We start from the raw sequence: 18,476 nt of genomic DNA, 5'->3' as shown, positions 1-18,476 counted from the left end.
CGGCAGTTTCCCCATAGATTCAATGGCGAACAGCGCAAGTTTATATCGATTTACTGACAAATAAATACCTACTTCACTCAGAAACAACAAAGTCGCTTGACTAAGCGGTATCGCTAGGAATAAGGGGAATTAGATCGGGCAAAAAGTCGATAGGGCAAACGCGATTAACAACGTTTGCGCACAAAAGAGTGACAAATGCGGAGAAATAGGTGTGACTGCTAAAAAGAAGAAGAAGAAGTAGAAAGAAAATGCAGCTCGGCAGCTAAAATAGCAGAAGTGAGTCGGCCATTTGATAGTGACTCACAGTGTCTTACACTAATGGGCGTTAATGGCAATCTGGCACGTTCTGGTCGAGATACACCTCAAAAGCAACGGTATTGACCCATTTTTTACGCGTATTCAACCAAAATCCATTACTACGCCAATCTTGCATCAGGTCGAAAGCAGCGCGCCGCACCTCAACATCCACCGGACGAAGTACCCAAACCAGTTTGGTCGTCGGCCCCGCTAGCGGCAAGCTCGCCGAAAACTTTTTCCACTCGGGAAGCTTTAACATCTCATCCAGCAAGACATCATCGTGAACGGTCGCGTCGCAAACACCGGTTCGCACCGCCAACAGCGCATCGGCCGGCGCCTTCACCACTATTTCTTGCGCACCGTAACGCGCCTGCATACTGTCCACATACGGACTGCCCGCAGAGACGCACACGCTGCGCCCCTTAAGATGCGACCACTGCTTGATAGTCGTGTCCGTCCGCATGATTAATTTAGGTTGCGCCTGATAGCCGGTCATCACCACTTTTTGGCCGCTTGCCATGCTGGCAATCTCCCCCTCGGAGACGCGCAACAATAAGGCATCCACTTTGCCGGAAGTGAGTAACTGCAAGCGATTTTCCGGCTTCACCCGGACCATCGACACACCGACCTTCAGGCGCTTGGCGAGCCCTGCTGCAACCTCGCTGTCAAGGCTTTCCGGGGTCCGAAACTTGGCGCCGGCAATGTAAGTCGGACTGACATAATCAACCCCCACAATCAGCCGGTCACGTTGCAGGATGCGACCAGGAACATCGGTCTGGGCCCATGACACCATGGCGCTTGTTGCCAGACATAAAATGGTAATCTGCCGTGCTGGAAAACGGGGCAATCTGGACCAGATCGGCAAACACGTCATCGCCCCCCTATGCAATCTACGCAGCAAATGAGACCACAAAGGCGAACGTATTTTCATGGTCAAAATAAGTGATTAATATTGATGACGTCTGTTGATAATAGCGCACTAATTACACGTATTGATAGCGTAACAAATGATGTTTAAGTTTTTCCAAAATGAATTGATCAATCAACGCGGCTAACACTGCAATCACCAGAATATTTGTCATTACACCGACCATGTCAGCGGTCTCACCTGAGTACGCTAACGTGCGCCCCAATCCCTTACCAAATCCAATCAACATTTCAGCCGATATTAACGCACGCCAGGCATTACCAAAAGCCAGTTGCGCGCCGGTAATCAGCTCCGGCATGACTGCTGGAAGATACACCCGCTTCAGCATATCCCAACGGTTCGCACCCATTACGCGGGCGGCGGAGACGTGTACTTGCTGCACACTTTCGGTCGCATTCATCACACTTAACGCGGCAGGAAAAAAAGCAGCGATAGCGACTACAACGATAATCGGCAAATTCCCAAAACCCATCAAAATCAGAAACAAAGGAACCCATGCAATCGATGGAATCGACTGCAAAATAATGATCGCCGACTTCAACACTTCTCGAAAGAAAAATAGCACCGCACCGACCAGCCCGAAGCCGATACCAAAAACTAACGCCGCCCCATAACCAAACCCAAGACGCGTCAGACTTCCCCACAAAGCGGTACGAAAATCAGGCGATTGAATTTCTTCCCAAAGCCGATGAAAAACCGGAATAACCCCCGGCATCAAAAAATCCGGCAACGACCACGCAGCGACTTGCCAACCAAACAAAATCACCACAATAGCCAGCGCCATCGCCATTTTTTTACGAACACCACCAACACGAATCTGAGCACTCATACATTATTTAAATACGTTCAAAATACACTGTAAAGGTCAATGGCCGACTGCGAGCCGGCCATTGATAATGATTAAATTTAAGCAAAAAAAGAACTCTAAAAATTCCAATTACTTATTTCGGGATCAGAAATATTCCCAGCAACGAACTCACCAATCCGGACGAAGAAGAGAGCACACAAAGGTACGGCTGAAAAACCACGCCGCAGGCAACCTTTAACCAACCACCGAATCAGGACTTTCGCAAAATCGTCCCAGCAAGGCGTGCCGACGCAGACAGCACGCGAGTACCGGGCCACGTTGGCGGCAAGGAAAGCACAACGCCGCTGGGGCGGTTTTTCGGAAGTCCGACCAAGACCTAAAGCTTGCGTGCAGTTTGCCAGTCTAGGTCAACTATGGTGTTGACGTTAAAAGGCTTTCCATCTTTGGTTTTTAGTGAGCCTTGATCTTGCAGAATATTCGCTAACTCTTGCATCCGCGCCAATTCTTTCGGCATTAAGGCCGCATTAAATGTCTGCGTTTTAATCGCATCGGTGATCACGACATCACGTGGCAAATCCCCATGCTTCAGCGTTTTTAAAGTGGGTTCTGCAATAAAGTAAGGCGAGATCAGCTTCGATGCCGCCGCTGGATCTTTCGTTAGCAATTGAATGGCTTCGCGTTGTGCATCAAGCGATTTCCACACTGCATCGCGACGTTTGGTCAACGTTTCGCCGGATGTGATGACGACCATGCACGGGAATGGCCAGACCGCGCCGACTTCATAAATCTGGGTTACTGGCGCGACTAGTTTGGCAATGCTGGCTTGCGGTTCGAACAGAAACGCAGCATCTACGCGCTTGCCGACCAGCGATTGCACCGCTACTTGCGGGCTAACGCCGACGATATTGATATCGTCCGCTTTGAGACCGGCGGCTTTCAGGGTGACGCCTTTAAGTACTGTGTCGGCGGTGCTGCCTTCCGCTTGCGATGCTAGTGTCTTCCCTTTGAGACCAGCAACGTCCTTGATGCCGCTATCATTGCGCACCACCAGAGCATGATAGCCATGCTGCGCACCGGCGACGACTTTCAGGTCGGCACCTTTGGACGCCCACGCTACCGCGTTCGTAAAGCCTAAAACCCCGGTGTCCATTTGACCGCCAAGGATGGCCTTGATCAAGTCGGTGCCCGATTTAAATTCAACCAGTTCTACATCCAGACCATATTTTTTATACAGTCCGCCTTCGAATGCGGCAATCGCTTGCGCATCATCCATTACGCGCAGATAGCCGATTTTGAATTTTTCCGCTGCTGACGCCTGGCTGGTGAATGCCAGAGCGAGTAGGAGCATTGTTGGAATCAGCAGAAATTTTTTCAGTTTGATATTGATATTCATGCTGGTGTTCGTACTTTTAAGTACACGCTTGTCGATCTTCATACGCCAACTCCTTCCAGGGTTTTAGACAGTTCATCCTGATCGGCGTGAATGCCGAGCAGACATAATATTTCTCGCCGTATTGTCGAAAACTCAGACAAATCGTGGGTTTTTTCGTGATAGGTCAGGTTGAATTCGCGCAATACTTTAGCCGGACGCGGGCTAAATACCAAAATCCGGTCCGCAAGAAATAGTGCCTCATCCACGTCATGCGTCACTAATAACACGGTCGGATGATCGGCACGAATCAACTGGCGCAGCGCATCTTGCAACGTCATACGGGTCAACGCATCGAGAGCACCAAAGGGCTCATCCAATAATAACGCCTGCGGTTTGGTGATAAAGGCCCTTGCCAACGCGGCACGCTGGCGCATTCCGCCGGAAACCTGATGCGGATAGTAAGTTTCGAAACCTTCCAAATTAACTTTAGCGAGCCAAGCGCGGGCTTGGGTGCGTGCTTCCGCTTTAGCGATTTTCTGCAATTCCAGTGCCAGGGCGACGTTTGCCTCTAATGTTAGCCACGGATACAACGCGTTTTCCTGAAACATCAACATTCGCTCAGGATGTGGCCGGGTTATTTGTTTACCATCAGCAAGAACGCTACCGCTGCTGGCCTCGGCCAAACCCGCTGCGAGATGCAATAAGGTCGATTTTCCGCAGCCGGATGGTCCGACCAACGCTACCAACTCGCCGTCTTCGATGTCGCAATTGAAGTCGTCGACGACTGGCAAGCCGGAATATTGTTTATGAATATGATTAAAAGATAACTTCATCAGAAATGTGCAGTTGTTCTCGTAAATAATAATGGCCAGAGATGGCAGCAAAAAACGTGGCAATGGTCTTGCAAAATAGCGCAAACGCATTATTGCATCGTTGCTTAACGGAATAACCTTTAACGGTCAGAATAAGCACAATGTGCACATTGCTGCTTTCACCGGACTTTATCGGCGTTGCTATAAGGCTACAAGAACTTTTAGATTGTATGCTTATGCGAAAGCTGAAATTTGTTGTAAATTTAATAAAGTTTAATTTTTAACAACTCACCACCTGATCTAATTGCGTTAGTCAAATTTGGTCGGTCAACGCACGGCGGGCATCTGCGCCCATCTGGTTCAGCGCTGAATGAATATCCGGATACCGCAAGCGGACGCCTAACTCGGCTTTGATCCGGGTATTTTGCAAACGGCGTGATTCCGACATAAATGACAACAGCATCGGCGATACCTGCTGCGTAAGTTCTTCGCGTGGCAAGCGCGGTGCGGTCGGCAAGTCGAAAGCAGCGGCGACTGCATCGAAATAATCCGCCATCTTTAGCTCTGAATCATCGACTGCGTGATACACCCGCGACGGCGCAGCCTTATAAATTGCCGAAAAAATAATCTGTGCCAAATCGTCTGCATGAATGTGGTTGGTGTACACGTCCTCTTCTGCCCGTAGCGCAGGCGTGCCCTTTTTTAAACGTTCAATTGGCAACCGATTGGCTGCGTAAATCCCCGGCACACGCAGAATCGACAGGCGGCCGGAGCGACGCTTTGCCCACGCACGCAATACATTCTCAGCGTCAACGCGGCGCTGGGCGCGCGCATTATGCGGATTGACGGTGCGCGTCTCATCGATGGATCGCCCATCGCAATCGCCATATACGCCGCTCGTACTAATATAAACAAGCGTCGTGCGCTCGGGTAAAATAGCGGCCAGATTACGGGTTCGCTGATCCTTGCTTCCATGCGATTGTGGCGGTGCCAAATGTACAACGATTTGCGCCAATTGGCTTAACCGCCCTAGCGTGTGAGGATGATCCAGGTCTGCAAGTACCGGATGCGCTCCCGCATCGCGTAATTCAGCAAACCGGGCGACTTGGCTGGTGACAGCAAACACCCTGAACCGTTGTTGCAATAATGGTAACAATCGCATACCAACATCGCCACACCCCAAGATCATCAGGCGCGGCTTACCCAATTTGGAGAGTAACGTGCTGTTAGTAACCGAATTTTGTAATATTTTTTTCATAGTCAGGATTGTATGAGTTTTCAGGTAACTGTTCAGCCGAGCGGTCGGCAATTCACGTGTGACGAAGGCGAGACCATCTTAAGCGCAGCAATCCGCGCTGGTGTTGGTTTGCCTTACGGTTGCAAAAATGGCGCATGTAGTTCCTGCAAAGGCAAGTTGATGGTGGGCAACGTCACGCACGGCGCGCACCAGGAAAAAGCGCTACCAGTAAGCGAAGAAGCGCTGGGACTTTCCCTGTTTTGCTGCGCCACACCGCATTCCGATATCACCATCGAAGCCCGCGAAGTCGCTGGCGTTGGCGAATTTCCGGTACGCAAAATGCCATCCCGCATCTCCACCATTGAAAAAGTTGCCGACGACGTCGTTATCATCTCACTCCAATTGCCAGCAAACGAACGGCTGCAATATTTAGCAGGTCAGTATATCGAATTCATGCTGCGCGACGGCAAACGGCGTAGTTATAGTATGGCAAACGCGCCGTATAAAGAGGGGCAAATTTCGGTGCACATTCGCCATATGCCAGGCGGATTATTTACCGATCAGGTGTTTTCGACCATGAAGGAACGCGATATTTTACGTTTTGAGGGGCCGCTAGGGACCTTCTTTTTACGCGAGGATTCAGAAAAACCGATGGTATTTCTGGCGTCCGGCACCGGTTTCGCACCCATCAAAGCCATTATCGAGCAACTGATTCATAACGAATCGAGTCGCCCGATGACCTTATATTGGGGCGGTCGCCGCCCACAAGATATCTACATGCACGCCTTATGCGAAGAATGGGCGCGCACCATTCCACATTTCACCTATGTTCCCGTCATATCAAACGCGCATCAGGAAGATCAATGGACGGGTCGTAGCGGCTTTGTGCATCAGGCTGTGATGACGGATTTTGTGGATTTATCCAACTATCAAGTCTATGCCTGCGGAGCACCGATTGTCGTAGAATCGGCGCAACGTGACTTTATCGGGACTTGCAAATTACCGGCGGAAGAGTTTTATGCCGATTCGTTTACGTCAGAAGCCGATCTTTCCGGAGAGTGAATGTTTTTGCGTCAAGGCAAAACCAACTAAGCAACATAAAAAGCGTTGACGAAAAGTTGTTCCAATGTGAAATATTGCGAGAATATGCCGATGGCAGGTTTAAAGACATTACGGCGTTGCGGCAAGTTCTTGTAAGTTCTCATGAAAAACTTTTTGACGCATGCCGTAAAAGGCCCTAATATTAGCGACATGAATATGATCACTACACTTCTCCGACGTCATACGCCAATACCCCAGCCCGGTATGCCGTGCGCGTGAGCGTTTTTTGATCACGAAGCCACAGGCCATGCCTGTGGTTTTTTTTTGGCCATTTTGTTTTGAGGCGCGGTTCTCTCGTAACGCGCAACAAAAGTTTACAATGGATGGCCCGTACTTTTACCCTCGTTTTATTTGCTTTACTGACAATTTTTTAGCGCCTCTTCAGCGCCTTTATCCGGAGCCCGACCATGGAATTCAACCAGTTTGCCGTCAACGATTTGATGTATATCACCAACCGCCCACCGCTGGTCTTCACCGAAGGCCGCGGGATGTGGATGACAGATCACAATGGCAAGCGCTATCTGGATTACCTGCAAGGTTGGGCAGTCAACGCGCTAGGCCATTCACCACAATGCATACAAGATGCATTGGTGGTGCAATCGAAAAAAATCCTCAATCCTTCACCCGCTTTTTACAACGCTCCATCGATTGAATTAGCGTCGTTACTGACCGCGAATTCCTGCTTTGATCGCGTATTTTTTGCCAATAGCGGAGCGGAAGCGAACGAAGGCGCCATAAAACTAGCCCGTAAATGGGGAAAAAAGAATCCTAACAAAGCAGGCCAGAATCGCTTTGAAATCATCACGTTTGACCACAGTTTTCATGGTCGAACTCTGGCAACCATGTCAGCCAGCGGCAAACCAGGTTGGGACACGATCTTTGCGCCACAAGTCTCCGGATTTCCAAAAGCCGACCTCAACGATCTGGCAAGCGTCGAGCGCCTGATCAACGACCGCACCGTGGCAGTCATGCTGGAACCAGTGCAAGGCGAAGGCGGCGTCCTACCTGCAACGCGAGAATTCATGCAGGGCCTACGCGCCCTGACCGAGAAACACGATTTACTGCTCATCGTCGACGAGGTACAAACTGGTATGGGCCGTACCGGCCAATTGTTTGCTTACCAACTTTCGGATATTCAGCCCGATATTATGACGCTCGGCAAAGGTATTGGCGGTGGTGTGCCATTAGCTGCCTTGTTGGCGCGTGAAGATGTCGCGTGCTTTGAACCTGGCGATCAAGGCGGCACTTATAACGGCAATCCGTTAATGACCGCGGTTGGCACTGCGGTTCTGAAGACTTTGCTGGCGCCCGGCTTTATGCAATCGGTTAACGATAAAAGCGCCTATCTCAGCGCCGAACTACTCAAACTATCTGAGAAATATGGCATGAACGGTGAGCGTGGTGAAGGGTTGCTGCGCGCACTTAAATTAGGCAAAGATATCGGCCCGCAAATCGTCGACATCGCACGCGATATGGGTCCGGTCGGCTTGTTGTTAAACTCACCGCGCCCTGACCTGCTGCGTTTTATGCCGGCGCTTAATGTCACGATTGCAGAAATCGATCAAATGATCTCAATGTTGTCGGATGTACTGGATCAAATTAAAAATAAAACCGCCGCATTGAATATTGCTTAGAATGCGGTTTGCATTCAGCTGAGTGAGTGCCATGACCTTTGTCTTCGGGCGTCCTATGACGATAGTAAAAACTTTTTGTATATGTTGTTGCGCTTTGCTTTTAGCAGCGTGTGGAAGCGGCGGCGACAACATTCGCAAAAATCCGCAGTCTGGCAGCGCCTATATGAACTCGCATGTTGCACCGAGTGATTTGGGCAACGAAATCGTCATTTATTCGCTCGGGCTGATTGATACGGATTACCGCTTCGGCGGTAAAAATCCTGAAGCCGGACTCGATTGCAGTGGCATGGTCAGTTATGTCTTCAAACAGGCTGCCGGCCTCAATGTGACCGGCAGCGCAGCAACCATCGCCCGACAAGGCAGAGAAGTACCAAAAAGTGAATTGCGACCGGGTGATCTGGTATTTTTTAATACGATGAATCGGCCGTTTTCGCACGTTGGTATTTATATCGGCGATGGCCGTTTTATTAACGCGCCATCAACCAACGGCAAAGTCAGAATAGATCGTCTCGAGACCAAATATTATGCGCAACGTTTTGAGTCGGTGCGGCGGTATTTTGATTAAGTGGGACGAAGTAGTGAAACGCTTTGATGAGCCGGTTTGGTTCGGTGTCGATCACAAGTTAATTAAAATTACTTCCACTTCATAGAAGTCGCAGCAGAGGATTGATCAACACCCAACTCGACAATTCATCATACACAAGCGCAATCGATGTATCAGGATAGATTCTTAGACCGGCGTCAATACTGCCTGACCGGAAAAATGCCGATTAGCATTCTCCAGAAATAAGTTTACCGTCGCATCCACCGATTCCGGCGACCAACCAGCGACGTGCGGCGTCAACACCACGTTCGGCAAGTGCATCAACTGTTGCGGCGGCAATGGTTCGCTCTCGTACACATCTAAACCGGCTGCGGCGATGCGGTGCTGCCGCAATGCTTGCGATAATGCCTCTGTATCGACCACACTTCCGCGCGCGATATTGACCAATACGCCAGTTGGCCCAAGCGCATCAAGGACGGGACCATTCACCAGGTGACGCGTTGCTTTACCTCCAGGTGTCGCCACCACCAAAAAATCAGCCCATTGGGCCAGGCCTAGTAACGAATCAAAATAGGTAAACGGCACATCATTGCGAACCGAGCGACTGTGATAACCGATTTCCATGTCAAATCCGAGTGCACGCCGGGCAATTTGTTTCCCGATAGTGCCAAGCCCCAGAATTCCAAGCCGCTTGAACGATACGCTTGCTGGCAATGGTAGTGCAGTCCGCCAAATGCCTTGATGTAACGCCACGCCCAGTTGCGGAATCCCACGCACCGCCGCCAGCAACAATCCCATTGCATGATCGGCAACGCACGCGTCGTTTGTACCAGCACCATTCGAGACGATGATCCCGCGCGCACGAGCGGCCGCGATGTCAATTTCTTCGTATCCGGCACCCAATGCGCAGATCAGTTCCAACTTTGGCATCGCGGCGATTTCATCCGCTGTTAATCCTATGCTGCCGATTGTCAGCACAGCTTGAAAGTGTATTCCGTTGGTAGTAATCGCTTCGGCGCGCTGCTTCAGGTTCGGCGCGTATAAAACCTCGTAACCCTGTTTAATCTGTTCCAGATGTTCATCGGAAAAAGCACTGAGAATAAGCAGATTGGGTTTCATAATATCGGGCATTTTGGCGCATTAACGAAAGTCAGTATGTTACCGTTCAATCGTCACATCTGCTTGGCGCCATCATTTCCGAACGACTACCGTAAAGACGCGCAATATGGCGTAGTGACTTGACGGTGGTGCATTGCAAATTACTCCTACTTCAGACGATCCATGATTTGCGCCACATTAAAACGCATCATGCGCAAATAGGTCGGGGCATCCCCATTAGCCTGCGACAATGCATCCGCATATAACTTGCCGCCAGGCTTAACGCCAACCTCATCGCTGATTTGTTGCAATAGCTTCGGATTACTCATATTTTCAAAAAAGAGCGCTTTGCTATGCTCCTCACGGATTTGCCGGATCAGCATCGCGACATCTCTGGCACTTGGTTCGCTTTCGGTTGAAACGCCTTGTGGTGCAAGAAAACGTACCTTAAAGTGTGCGCCAAAATATTCGAATGCATCATGGGAGGTGATCACGTTACGGCGTGCGTCGGGAATTTGCGCAAATTGCGCTTGTGCCCAATTATCCAGTGCCACTAATGCGCGCGTATATTCGGCACCATTATTTTTATATGCTGTAGCGTTGGCTGGGTCAGCCTTGCTCAGTGCGGCAACAATATTGCGGATGTAGACCATCACATTAGCCGGATCTTGCCATGCATGCGGATCAAGATGATGCCCGGCATCGCCGCCGTCCGGGCGTTGACGGGCTGTTATACCATTGCTAACGACCACTACTGCACCTTTGTAATTTGCCGCATCGGCAAGCCGCTCAATCCAGCCCTCAAAACCAAGACCATTAATGACCACGACCTTTGCTTGCGCCAATGTTCTCACGTCTTTTGGCGTCGGCGCATATACATGCGCATCTTCGTCCGGCCCGACCAGCGTCGATATGCTGATGTGTTCCCGGCCAACATTGCTGACGATATCGCTGAGTATACTAAAGCTCACCACGACCGGCATTTTTGTGGCCGCCGATGCAGAACTGCTGACTATCGTTACTATAACCGCCGCCATCATCATGGATAGAAATTGCTTAAAACGCATCATGCGATACTCCTTGAGGATTGGAATCAAAAACTATTAGGCACGGCGCTGCTGGGCCGACGACGTCGGCCCACAAAACACAAAACTAGAAAGAGTTGGCGTAGAGCGCCATCGAGAACTAAACGTCAAACCTCGAAAAATCGGCAACCAAACCGATCACAAAATTGACTCTGGTCGATTATTTTTACGTTCCGCTTTCATCCGTCAACTGACAAGTCGCTCCTGGTAATTGTTCGCAAATCAGGCAAGCCGATGCGGTCGCTTCCATAATTTTGCCAACCAACCACGCGGTGCGATCAGCAACGAGATCAAATACAGTCCACCGGCGCAGACAATGATGGTCGGACCGGAAGGGGTTGATGTGTAATACGATAACAATAAACCGATATAACCCGCCGCTGCCGCTTGCAAAGCGCTGTTGAGCAATTGTGCGGGCAAAGTATCATGCCAAAGACGCGCAGAAACTGCTGGCAACATCATCAATCCCACCGCCATAAGCGTACCCAACGTCTGAAAAGACGCCACCAGATTGAGCACTACCAGCATCAAAAATAGTTGCTGGAATAGTGCACCACGTGCGCCCTTGACACCGCAAGCCGCCAGAAACGAGGCGTCAAAACTTTCCAATACCAGCCCGCGATACATCATGGCACCTACTACCAAACTGATCGTTGTGACACCGGCGACCAGAAACAAGCCTTCGCGATCGACCCCAAGTACGTTGCCAAAAAGAATATGTAATAAATCTAGCTTGGAGCCGTTGACCGAGATCAGCATCACGCCCAGTGCCAGCGCGATCAAATAGATCGACGCAAGACTGGCATCTTCCTTTAAATCGGTATGGCGACTGATCAACGCGGCAATCGCCACCACAATCACGCCAGCCAGAAAGCCACCGATGCTTAACGCTGGCAGCGACAAGCCGAATAACATGAATCCGACTGCGACACCCGGCAGCACGGCATGGCTAAGCGCATCACCAAACAGACTCATCCGGCGCAACGTCAACAACACGCCAAGGGGCGCACTGCTGAGCGCAAGCGCCAGAATACCGATCAGAGCGCGCCGCATGAAGGCAAACTCCTGAAATGGCGCTAAGGTAAATTGATAAAACGTGGTCAACCAATGCAGGGAGAAAAAACTCATGCCGTCGTCTCCGGCTGGCAAAATGGTGCGTTCGGATCCTGCGCTTCAGGCATATTTTTAGCCAGCCGCAAATGATCGTCGGTTAATACGTGTGTCGTGTCACCCCATGCCACCAGGCGCCGTGCCAGCAATACCGATTGGGGAAAATAGCGGCGCACCTGTTCGTTGTCATGCAACACAGCAATCACGGTGCGCTTTTGCGCATGCCATGACTGTACGATCACCAGCAAATCTTCCGTCGTCTTTGCATCCACGGCATTGAACGGTTCGTCGAGCAAAATTAGCTCGGCATCCTGCAACAAAATCCGCGCAAACAAGACACGCTGAAACTGTCCCGCCGACAAACTGCCAATGGAGCGATCAGCAAATCCATCCAGGCCAACCGCATGTAAGGCGGCATCGCCTTTTTCTGACATTGCCTTCGTAATCCCACCAAATAACCCGGCACTTTGCCAATAGCCCAGCAATACGCAATCCATCACTGAAATTGGAAAACCGCGGTCAATCTCAGCTTGCTGCGGCAAATACGCGATACGCTTGCGCGCAATGCTGATGTCGACGCGACCGCTATCGATGCGAACCAATCCTAGCAAGCTTTTCAATAAGGTACTTTTCCCTGCACCATTCGGGCCAATAATCGCGGTCAGTGAACCGGATTCAAAGCTTCCGCTGATATGGTGCAAAGCCGGATGCTGACGATAGGCGACCGTCAGGTTGTGCAACGTTACTGCCGGTTTCATCCTGTCGCTCCCGCCAGTGCCCACCAGACGCCAACCCAAAATAAAACGCACACGGGAAGTACCAGCATTAGTCGAAACCATGCCGAACGCGCCAGCATACTACTGCGCTTTTTATTCATAAGGGAGGACGATTTGATCGACATCTTAGCTTTATATTTACAACAAATTGTTTAGACACGATCGGGCCACAAAAGGGCAAAACCGCGGCAAACCCAAGGCAAAACCAAGTCCGAACCGGCTCTATTTTTGCTCTATGGTCTCTTTACATTCGCCCACTAGTTGCTCTTTGTAATCAGATGAAAGCCAATTGCAACCTAGTTGCAGCGTGCCGATTATAGTGCAACCAAGTTGCATTTGGTGGTTTTAACCGCCACATTTTATTGTTTTTTTTGTGTCAAACCAATCGTTGCCGAATACAAAGCGACTGAACTTCTCCACTTGTCATTAATCAAAATTGCATCACTTCAAAGGCAGTTCAAATTCGGAACACTGCCAATGCAAGAGTGTTCCAAAATAAAACAGCAGTGGTTTTATGTTTGTGACATGGGCAATTTGAAACTGATAAATTTATCCCATAACGGATAGGTGATAGTTAATATCCATGCGGGTTTTCAGCGATTTATGGCAAAAAAATTCCGGCTAATAATCTGCGGAATATTGATTGGCACGACCTTTGCAAATAGGTTGAGTGCCTGTTGCACCTTGGCCTAACGCCAACTTGGTAATCAATTAACTAAAATCCCTTTCGGAGGACGACATGAATCTAGCAGACATCACCAAACTAGGCATTAAAAATCCCTTCAAGCAACGTTACGACAATTTCATCGGTGGAAAATTTGTCCCACCGGTAAAGGGTGAGTATTTTGAAAACATTAGTCCTGTTCTCGGTCGCGCTTTTTGCGAAGTAGCACGATCCAGCGCAGAAGATGTCGATCTGGCATTAGACGCCGCACATGCCGCTAAGCGTGCCTGGGGCCGGACTTCACCTGCCGACCGCGCCAACATCCTGCTTAAAATCGCAGACCGGATGGAAGCTAATCTGGAGTTGCTGGCTATTGCCGAAACGATCGACAACGGTAAACCTCTGCGCGAAACAACATTAGCCGACATTCCATTGGCTATTGATCATTTCCGCTATTTTGCCGGTTGCATCCGTGCCCAAGAAGGCACTGTCGCGACCATCGATGCAGAAACTTACGCTTATCATTTCCATGAGCCTTTGGGCGTCGTTGGTCAGATCATTCCGTGGAATTTTCCGATATTGATGGCAGTCTGGAAAATGGCACCGGCGTTGGCGGCAGGCAATTGCATCGTCCTTAAGCCAGCTGAACAAACACCAGCCTCGATTATGGTGTGGATTGAACTAGTGCAAGATTTGTTGCCACCGGGTGTGCTTAATATTATTCAAGGTTTCGGTCTGGAAGCAGGCAAACCGTTGGCTTCGAGCAAGCGGATTGCCAAGATCGCTTTCACCGGTGAAACTACTACCGGCCGCCTCATCATGCAATACGCATCGCAAAACATCATCCCTGTAACGCTGGAACTAGGCGGCAAATCGCCTAACATCTTCTTTGCTGATGTCATGGATCAGGACGATGCGTTCTTTGACAAATGCCTGGAAGGCTTTGCCATGTTCGCGCTAAATCAAGGTGAAGTGTGCACTTGCCCATCACGCGCGTTGATTCAAGAATCCATCTATGACCGCTTTATGGAACGTGCATTAAAACGCGTAAAAGCCATCAAGCAAGGCAATCCACTCGAAATGAGCACGATGATCGGTGCACAAGCATCGCAGGAACAGCTCGAAAAAATTCTGTCATACATCGACATTGGCAAACAAGAAGGCGCCAAGTTGCTCACCGGCGGCGGTCGCACGCAACATGGCGGTGATCTGGATGCGGGTTATTACATGGAACCAACCGTGTTCGAAGGTAATAACAAAATGCGCATCTTCCAGGAAGAAATTTTTGGACCTGTGTTGTCTGTCACGACTTTCAAAGACGAAGAAGAAGCGCTGGAAATCGCCAACGACACATTGTATGGTCTGGGCGCAGGGCTGTGGACACGCGATGGCTCACGTGCTTTCCGTATGGGTCGCGAGATTCAAGCGGGTCGGGTCTGGACTAACTGTTATCACCTGTACCCTGCGCATGCAGCATTTGGTGGTTACAAGCAGTCTGGTATCGGTCGTGAGAATCACAAGATGATGTTGGATCACTATCAACAAACCAAAAATCTGTTGGTCAGTTATAGCCCTAACGCTTTAGGCTTTTTCTAAAGTTCGCTGCTAGATTGTAATGTGGACTCTGCTTTACCGCCGGTTAAGGCAGAGTTCAATTTTCTTAGGATTTACGCAAAATCGTCCCAGCAACAGCTCAGTAGCAGGTTTATCGCCCCTATTTTACGAAGCTTATGCCGCATTATAAAATTGTGAAGCATAGCGCCGCTGGTGCGGATTTGCGTAAGTCCTATTTTTCACGAAAGGCCTTTCTTATGTCAACTACCCCCGCCCGAGTCGTTGCGACTGAAGCGACGCTAGAATTGCTACAAACGCTAAGAAAAAGACATGGTGCGCTAATGTTTTTTCAATCCGGCGGCTGCTGCGATGGCAGTGCCCCCATGTGTTACGCCCGAGACGATTTTCAGGTTGGCGACGGAGATGTGTATTTGGGTGAACTGGATGGTGAACCGTTTTATATCGGCGCCGAGCAATTCGAATACTGGAAACATACGCAATTAATCATTGACGTTGTCAATGGCAACGGTGGCATGTTCTCACTAGACAACGGATCAGGACGTCGCTTTTTGACGCGATCAAGGCTGTTTAGCGATGAGGAATACGATGCATTGGCAAAGTTGCCCCAACTGCTTGGAAAACAGACAGTATCCTGACCCAAACTAAAGCAGTCTGGTCCGGACTGACGATAGCTAAAATCCGATCAGCAGCTACCAAGCCGGGTCGTTAAATTCCTGCGATTCAGTATTAGTCGCCGTATTTCATGGTTTGTTAATTGTGGTTCATTCATCACGCGTGAATCACCGCCCCGATGATACTAAAAAAGCCACATCGACGCCAAAGAAACGACGCGCGACGTTCAACGCGCTTCTATTGCCGTTGGCATCCTCGGCCAACTTTTAGTTTATATCAGCTAATATCGGCTTATCTCTGCTAATCTCTGTAAATACGTCGTTCGGCTCCGCTTTGGACCGCACGTTTTTTCAAACGTAAAACAGGCCGCCTATGCACCGTCCGATTGTCCGGTTCAGTCACGTGGTAGGGACTAAAACCTACCAATTTCGCGACCTGAAAGACCTGATGGCAAAAGCCACTCCCACACGCTCGGGCGACCATCTGGCGGGTATCGCTGCCGCCAGTGCCGAAGAGCGTGTCGCTGCACAGATGACTCTGGCGGCGCTGCCACTAACCACATTCCTTAACGATTTACTGGTCCCCTACGAAAGCGACGAGGTCAGCCGATTGATTATCGATGACCACGATGCCAATGCCTTCGCCGCCATCCGACACTTAACGATTGGCGACTTCCGCAACTGGCTTCTGAGCGACGCTGCCACAGAGTTATTACTCACTGCGATCGCGCCCGGCATCACGCCGGAGATGGCGGCAGCGGTCTCAAAAATCATGCGCGTCCAGGATTTGATTCTGGTTGCCAAAAAATGTCGCGTCGTCACCCGCTTCCGCAATACCATTGGACTAGCTAACCGTCTATCGACCCGCCTGCAACCGAACCATCCGACCGATGACGCCACAGGAATTGCCGCTAGCATTCTAGACGGCTTGATGTATGGCAGCGGCGATGCGGTGATTGGTATCAATCCGGCCACCGATAACGTCGGGCAAGTCATCAAACTGGTATCGATGCTGGATCAGATCATTCAACAATACCGCATTCCTACTCAATCCTGCGTGCTGACGCATGTCACCAACACGATAGAAGCGATCAACCGCGGCGCTCCCGTGGATTTGGTATTTCAGTCGATTGCTGGCACCGAGGCAGCCAACCAAAGTTTTGGGATCAAGTTGAATTTGTTGGATGAGGCGCAGCAAGCAGCGCTTTCTTTGGGACGCGGCACCATCGGCAACAACGTCATGTATTTTGAAACCGGGCAAGGTAGCGCCCTGTCGGCTAACGCCCATCATGGGATCGATCAGCAAACCTGCGAAGCGCGTGCCTACGCGGTTGCCAGAAAATTTAAACCGCTTCTGGTGAACTCAGTAGTTGGCTTTATTGGTCCTGAATATTTATATGATGGGAAGCAAATAATCCGCGCCGGTCTGGAAGATCACTTTTGCGCGAAGTTGTTAGGATTGCCGATGGGTTGCGATGTCTGCTACACCAACCACGCCGAAGCGGATCAAAATGACATGGACGTTTTGCTGACATTGCTGGGCACAGCCGGTTGCAATTTCATCATGGGTGTGCCCGGATCGGACGATATTATGCTGCACTATCAATCGACTTCATTCCACGACGCACTTTACGCCCGACGCGTATTGGGGCTAAAGCCAGCGCCCGAATTTGAAAAGTGGCTGCAAGACATGCAAATATTTTCCGGCGATGGCACGTTAATGCTTAAAGAGGAACTACCACCGGCGTTTAAACACGCCTTGTTGCGTCTGCCGTGATAGCGCACTTGGACAACCGCACTCCCGCAAGCTGCGAGATAATAAGGACAGAAACGAAGGACAGAAACGGGTTAATTAAGTATGACTAAACCAACGGTTATTACCAATCCATGGCAACTCCTGCGCCAATTTACGAGCGCAAGGATCGCGCTCGGCCGTGCCGGAATAAGTCTGCCAACTGCCGTTCAATTGGACTTTCAGCTAGCCCATGCAAGGGCGCGTGACGCCGTGCATCAGATGCTGGATACCGAAAAAGTGGCGCAAGCGCTAACTGACTGCGGCGTTAGTCAACAGAATGCATGCATTACCTTATCAAGCGTCGCTGAAACCCGGGATAGCTATTTGCAGCGACCAGATTTTGGTCGAAAACTGTCCCCTTCTTCGCATCAGATTCTGGAGGCGTTATCAGCGCCGCTTAAAGATTCAACCACCATAAAAACTCACACTAGCCAGCGGCACGTTGATCTGGCATTCGTAATTGCCGATGGCCTTTCTGCATTGGCGATTGAACAAAATGCAGCAACTTTTCTTGCTACGCTCATGCCGTTGCTAAAAGCCGAAAACTGGTCAACTGCACCCTTTACAATCGTACGTCAGGGACGTGTGGCTATTGGCGATGAGATTGGTGAATTGCTAGGCGCAAAGATGGTCGTAGTGTTGATCGGCGAACGCCCCGGTCTAAGCTCGCCAGACAGCATGGGCATTTATCTGACATGGCAACCGCATGTGGGCTTGACCGATGAAAGTAGAAACTGCATATCAAATATCCGCCCTGCCGGATTAAGCTATCCAGACGCAGCAGGTAAACTACATTATTTGCTATCCGAAGCATTCAGTCGGCAGTTAACCGGGATATCGCTGAAAGATGGCACTATCAACGATCCCACTCTCAAACCGGCATCACGTAATTTTCTAATAGAAAAAGAGTGACGGAAAATCAATTGTAAGCCAATCATATTGACGTATTTATATCGATAAAGAGGCGAAGGTATTAGAGCGTGAGATGGTAAAACTACCAAGCAAGCGAATAACTGGATGGCAGATAAC

At 50.0% G+C, this 18,476-nt stretch carries 16 protein-coding genes; 7 read left to right on the top strand and 9 right to left on the bottom strand.

Going from position 1 to position 18,476, the window contains the following annotated elements:
* Positions 1–325: 325 nt before the first annotated feature.
* The 5 genes from RGU75_RS12075 to RGU75_RS12055 all read right to left on the bottom strand — a co-directional run bounded on the left by RGU75_RS12075 (position 326) and on the right by RGU75_RS12055 (position 5,475).
* Positions 326–1,090: a transporter substrate-binding domain-containing protein gene (locus RGU75_RS12075; RefSeq protein ID WP_322236223.1), complete on the bottom strand. Its 765-nt coding sequence runs from the start codon at positions 1,088–1,090 to the stop codon at positions 326–328.
* A 190-nt stretch (positions 1,091–1,280) separates the two neighbouring features.
* Positions 1,281–2,054, bottom strand: a complete 774-nt coding sequence (locus RGU75_RS12070) for an ABC transporter permease (protein WP_322236221.1) — start codon at positions 2,052–2,054, stop codon at positions 1,281–1,283.
* Positions 2,055–2,409: 355 nt separating this feature from the next.
* A complete protein-coding gene (locus RGU75_RS12065; protein ID WP_322240477.1) occupies positions 2,410–3,414 on the bottom strand; it encodes an ABC transporter substrate-binding protein in 1,005 nt (334 codons plus the stop codon).
* 50 nt (positions 3,415–3,464) lie between these two features.
* Entirely contained in the window at positions 3,465–4,238 is a 774-nt protein-coding gene (locus RGU75_RS12060; protein WP_322236219.1) for an ABC transporter ATP-binding protein, read from the bottom strand.
* 292 nt (positions 4,239–4,530) lie between these two features.
* A complete protein-coding gene (locus tag RGU75_RS12055) occupies positions 4,531–5,475 on the bottom strand; it encodes an SDR family oxidoreductase (RefSeq protein ID WP_322236217.1) in 945 nt (314 codons plus the stop codon).
* Between the two features lie 12 nt (positions 5,476–5,487).
* Between RGU75_RS12055 and RGU75_RS12050 the strand changes: the two genes are divergently transcribed.
* The 3 genes from RGU75_RS12050 (at position 5,488) to RGU75_RS12040 (ending at position 8,754) form a co-directional block, all read left to right on the top strand.
* Positions 5,488–6,516 (top strand): CDP-6-deoxy-delta-3,4-glucoseen reductase, encoded by a 1,029-nt coding sequence (locus RGU75_RS12050; protein WP_322236215.1) that lies wholly within the window; start codon positions 5,488–5,490, stop codon positions 6,514–6,516.
* A gap of 446 nt (positions 6,517–6,962) precedes the next feature.
* The gene (locus tag RGU75_RS12045) at positions 6,963–8,189 is read left to right on the top strand and encodes an acetylornithine transaminase (RefSeq protein ID WP_322236213.1); all 1,227 of its coding nucleotides are present in this window, start codon (positions 6,963–6,965) and stop codon (positions 8,187–8,189) included.
* A gap of 31 nt (positions 8,190–8,220) precedes the next feature.
* A complete protein-coding gene (locus RGU75_RS12040) occupies positions 8,221–8,754 on the top strand; it encodes a C40 family peptidase (protein ID WP_416186811.1) in 534 nt (177 codons plus the stop codon).
* 165 nt (positions 8,755–8,919) lie between these two features.
* On the opposite strand, the gene RGU75_RS12035 is transcribed toward RGU75_RS12040, so the two are convergent.
* The 4 genes from RGU75_RS12035 to RGU75_RS12020 all read right to left on the bottom strand — a co-directional run bounded on the left by RGU75_RS12035 (position 8,920) and on the right by RGU75_RS12020 (position 12,784).
* Positions 8,920–9,852 (bottom strand): 2-hydroxyacid dehydrogenase, encoded by a 933-nt coding sequence (locus RGU75_RS12035; protein ID WP_416186864.1) that lies wholly within the window; start codon positions 9,850–9,852, stop codon positions 8,920–8,922.
* A gap of 146 nt (positions 9,853–9,998) precedes the next feature.
* Positions 9,999–10,898, bottom strand: a complete 900-nt coding sequence (locus RGU75_RS12030) for a metal ABC transporter substrate-binding protein (protein WP_416186863.1) — start codon at positions 10,896–10,898, stop codon at positions 9,999–10,001.
* Positions 10,899–11,138: 240 nt separating this feature from the next.
* Positions 11,139–12,044, bottom strand: coding sequence for a metal ABC transporter permease (locus RGU75_RS12025; protein ID WP_322236205.1), 906 nt, complete (start codon positions 12,042–12,044; stop codon positions 11,139–11,141).
* Positions 12,041–12,784, bottom strand: a complete 744-nt coding sequence (locus RGU75_RS12020) for an ABC transporter ATP-binding protein (protein ID WP_322240474.1) — start codon at positions 12,782–12,784, stop codon at positions 12,041–12,043. The genes RGU75_RS12025 and RGU75_RS12020 overlap by 4 nt, the downstream gene beginning before the upstream one ends.
* Before the next feature lie 757 nt (positions 12,785–13,541).
* Between RGU75_RS12020 and adh the strand changes: the two genes are divergently transcribed.
* The 4 genes from adh to eutC all read left to right on the top strand — a co-directional run bounded on the left by adh (position 13,542) and on the right by eutC (position 18,359).
* Complete coding sequence (gene adh / locus RGU75_RS12015) at positions 13,542–15,062, top strand: aldehyde dehydrogenase (protein ID WP_322236203.1); 1,521 nt, start codon at positions 13,542–13,544, stop codon at positions 15,060–15,062.
* A 215-nt stretch (positions 15,063–15,277) separates the two neighbouring features.
* Positions 15,278–15,676 carry a DUF779 domain-containing protein gene (locus RGU75_RS12010; protein WP_322236201.1) on the top strand — a complete coding sequence of 133 codons (399 nt, stop codon included), beginning with the start codon at positions 15,278–15,280 and terminating at the stop codon, positions 15,674–15,676.
* Positions 15,677–16,025: 349 nt separating this feature from the next.
* Positions 16,026–17,429 (top strand): ethanolamine ammonia-lyase subunit EutB, encoded by a 1,404-nt coding sequence (locus RGU75_RS12005; protein ID WP_322236199.1) that lies wholly within the window; start codon positions 16,026–16,028, stop codon positions 17,427–17,429.
* 81 nt (positions 17,430–17,510) lie between these two features.
* A complete protein-coding gene (gene eutC, locus RGU75_RS12000) occupies positions 17,511–18,359 on the top strand; it encodes an ethanolamine ammonia-lyase subunit EutC (RefSeq protein WP_322236197.1) in 849 nt (282 codons plus the stop codon).
* Positions 18,360–18,476: the final 117 nt, after the last annotated feature.

Source organism: Glaciimonas sp. CA11.2 (genome assembly GCF_034314045.1).
Classification (GTDB): Bacteria; Pseudomonadota; Gammaproteobacteria; order Burkholderiales; family Burkholderiaceae_D; genus Glaciimonas.
The sequence above is the reverse complement of the archived record's forward strand: the minus strand, read 5'-3'. Positions and strand labels throughout refer to the sequence as shown.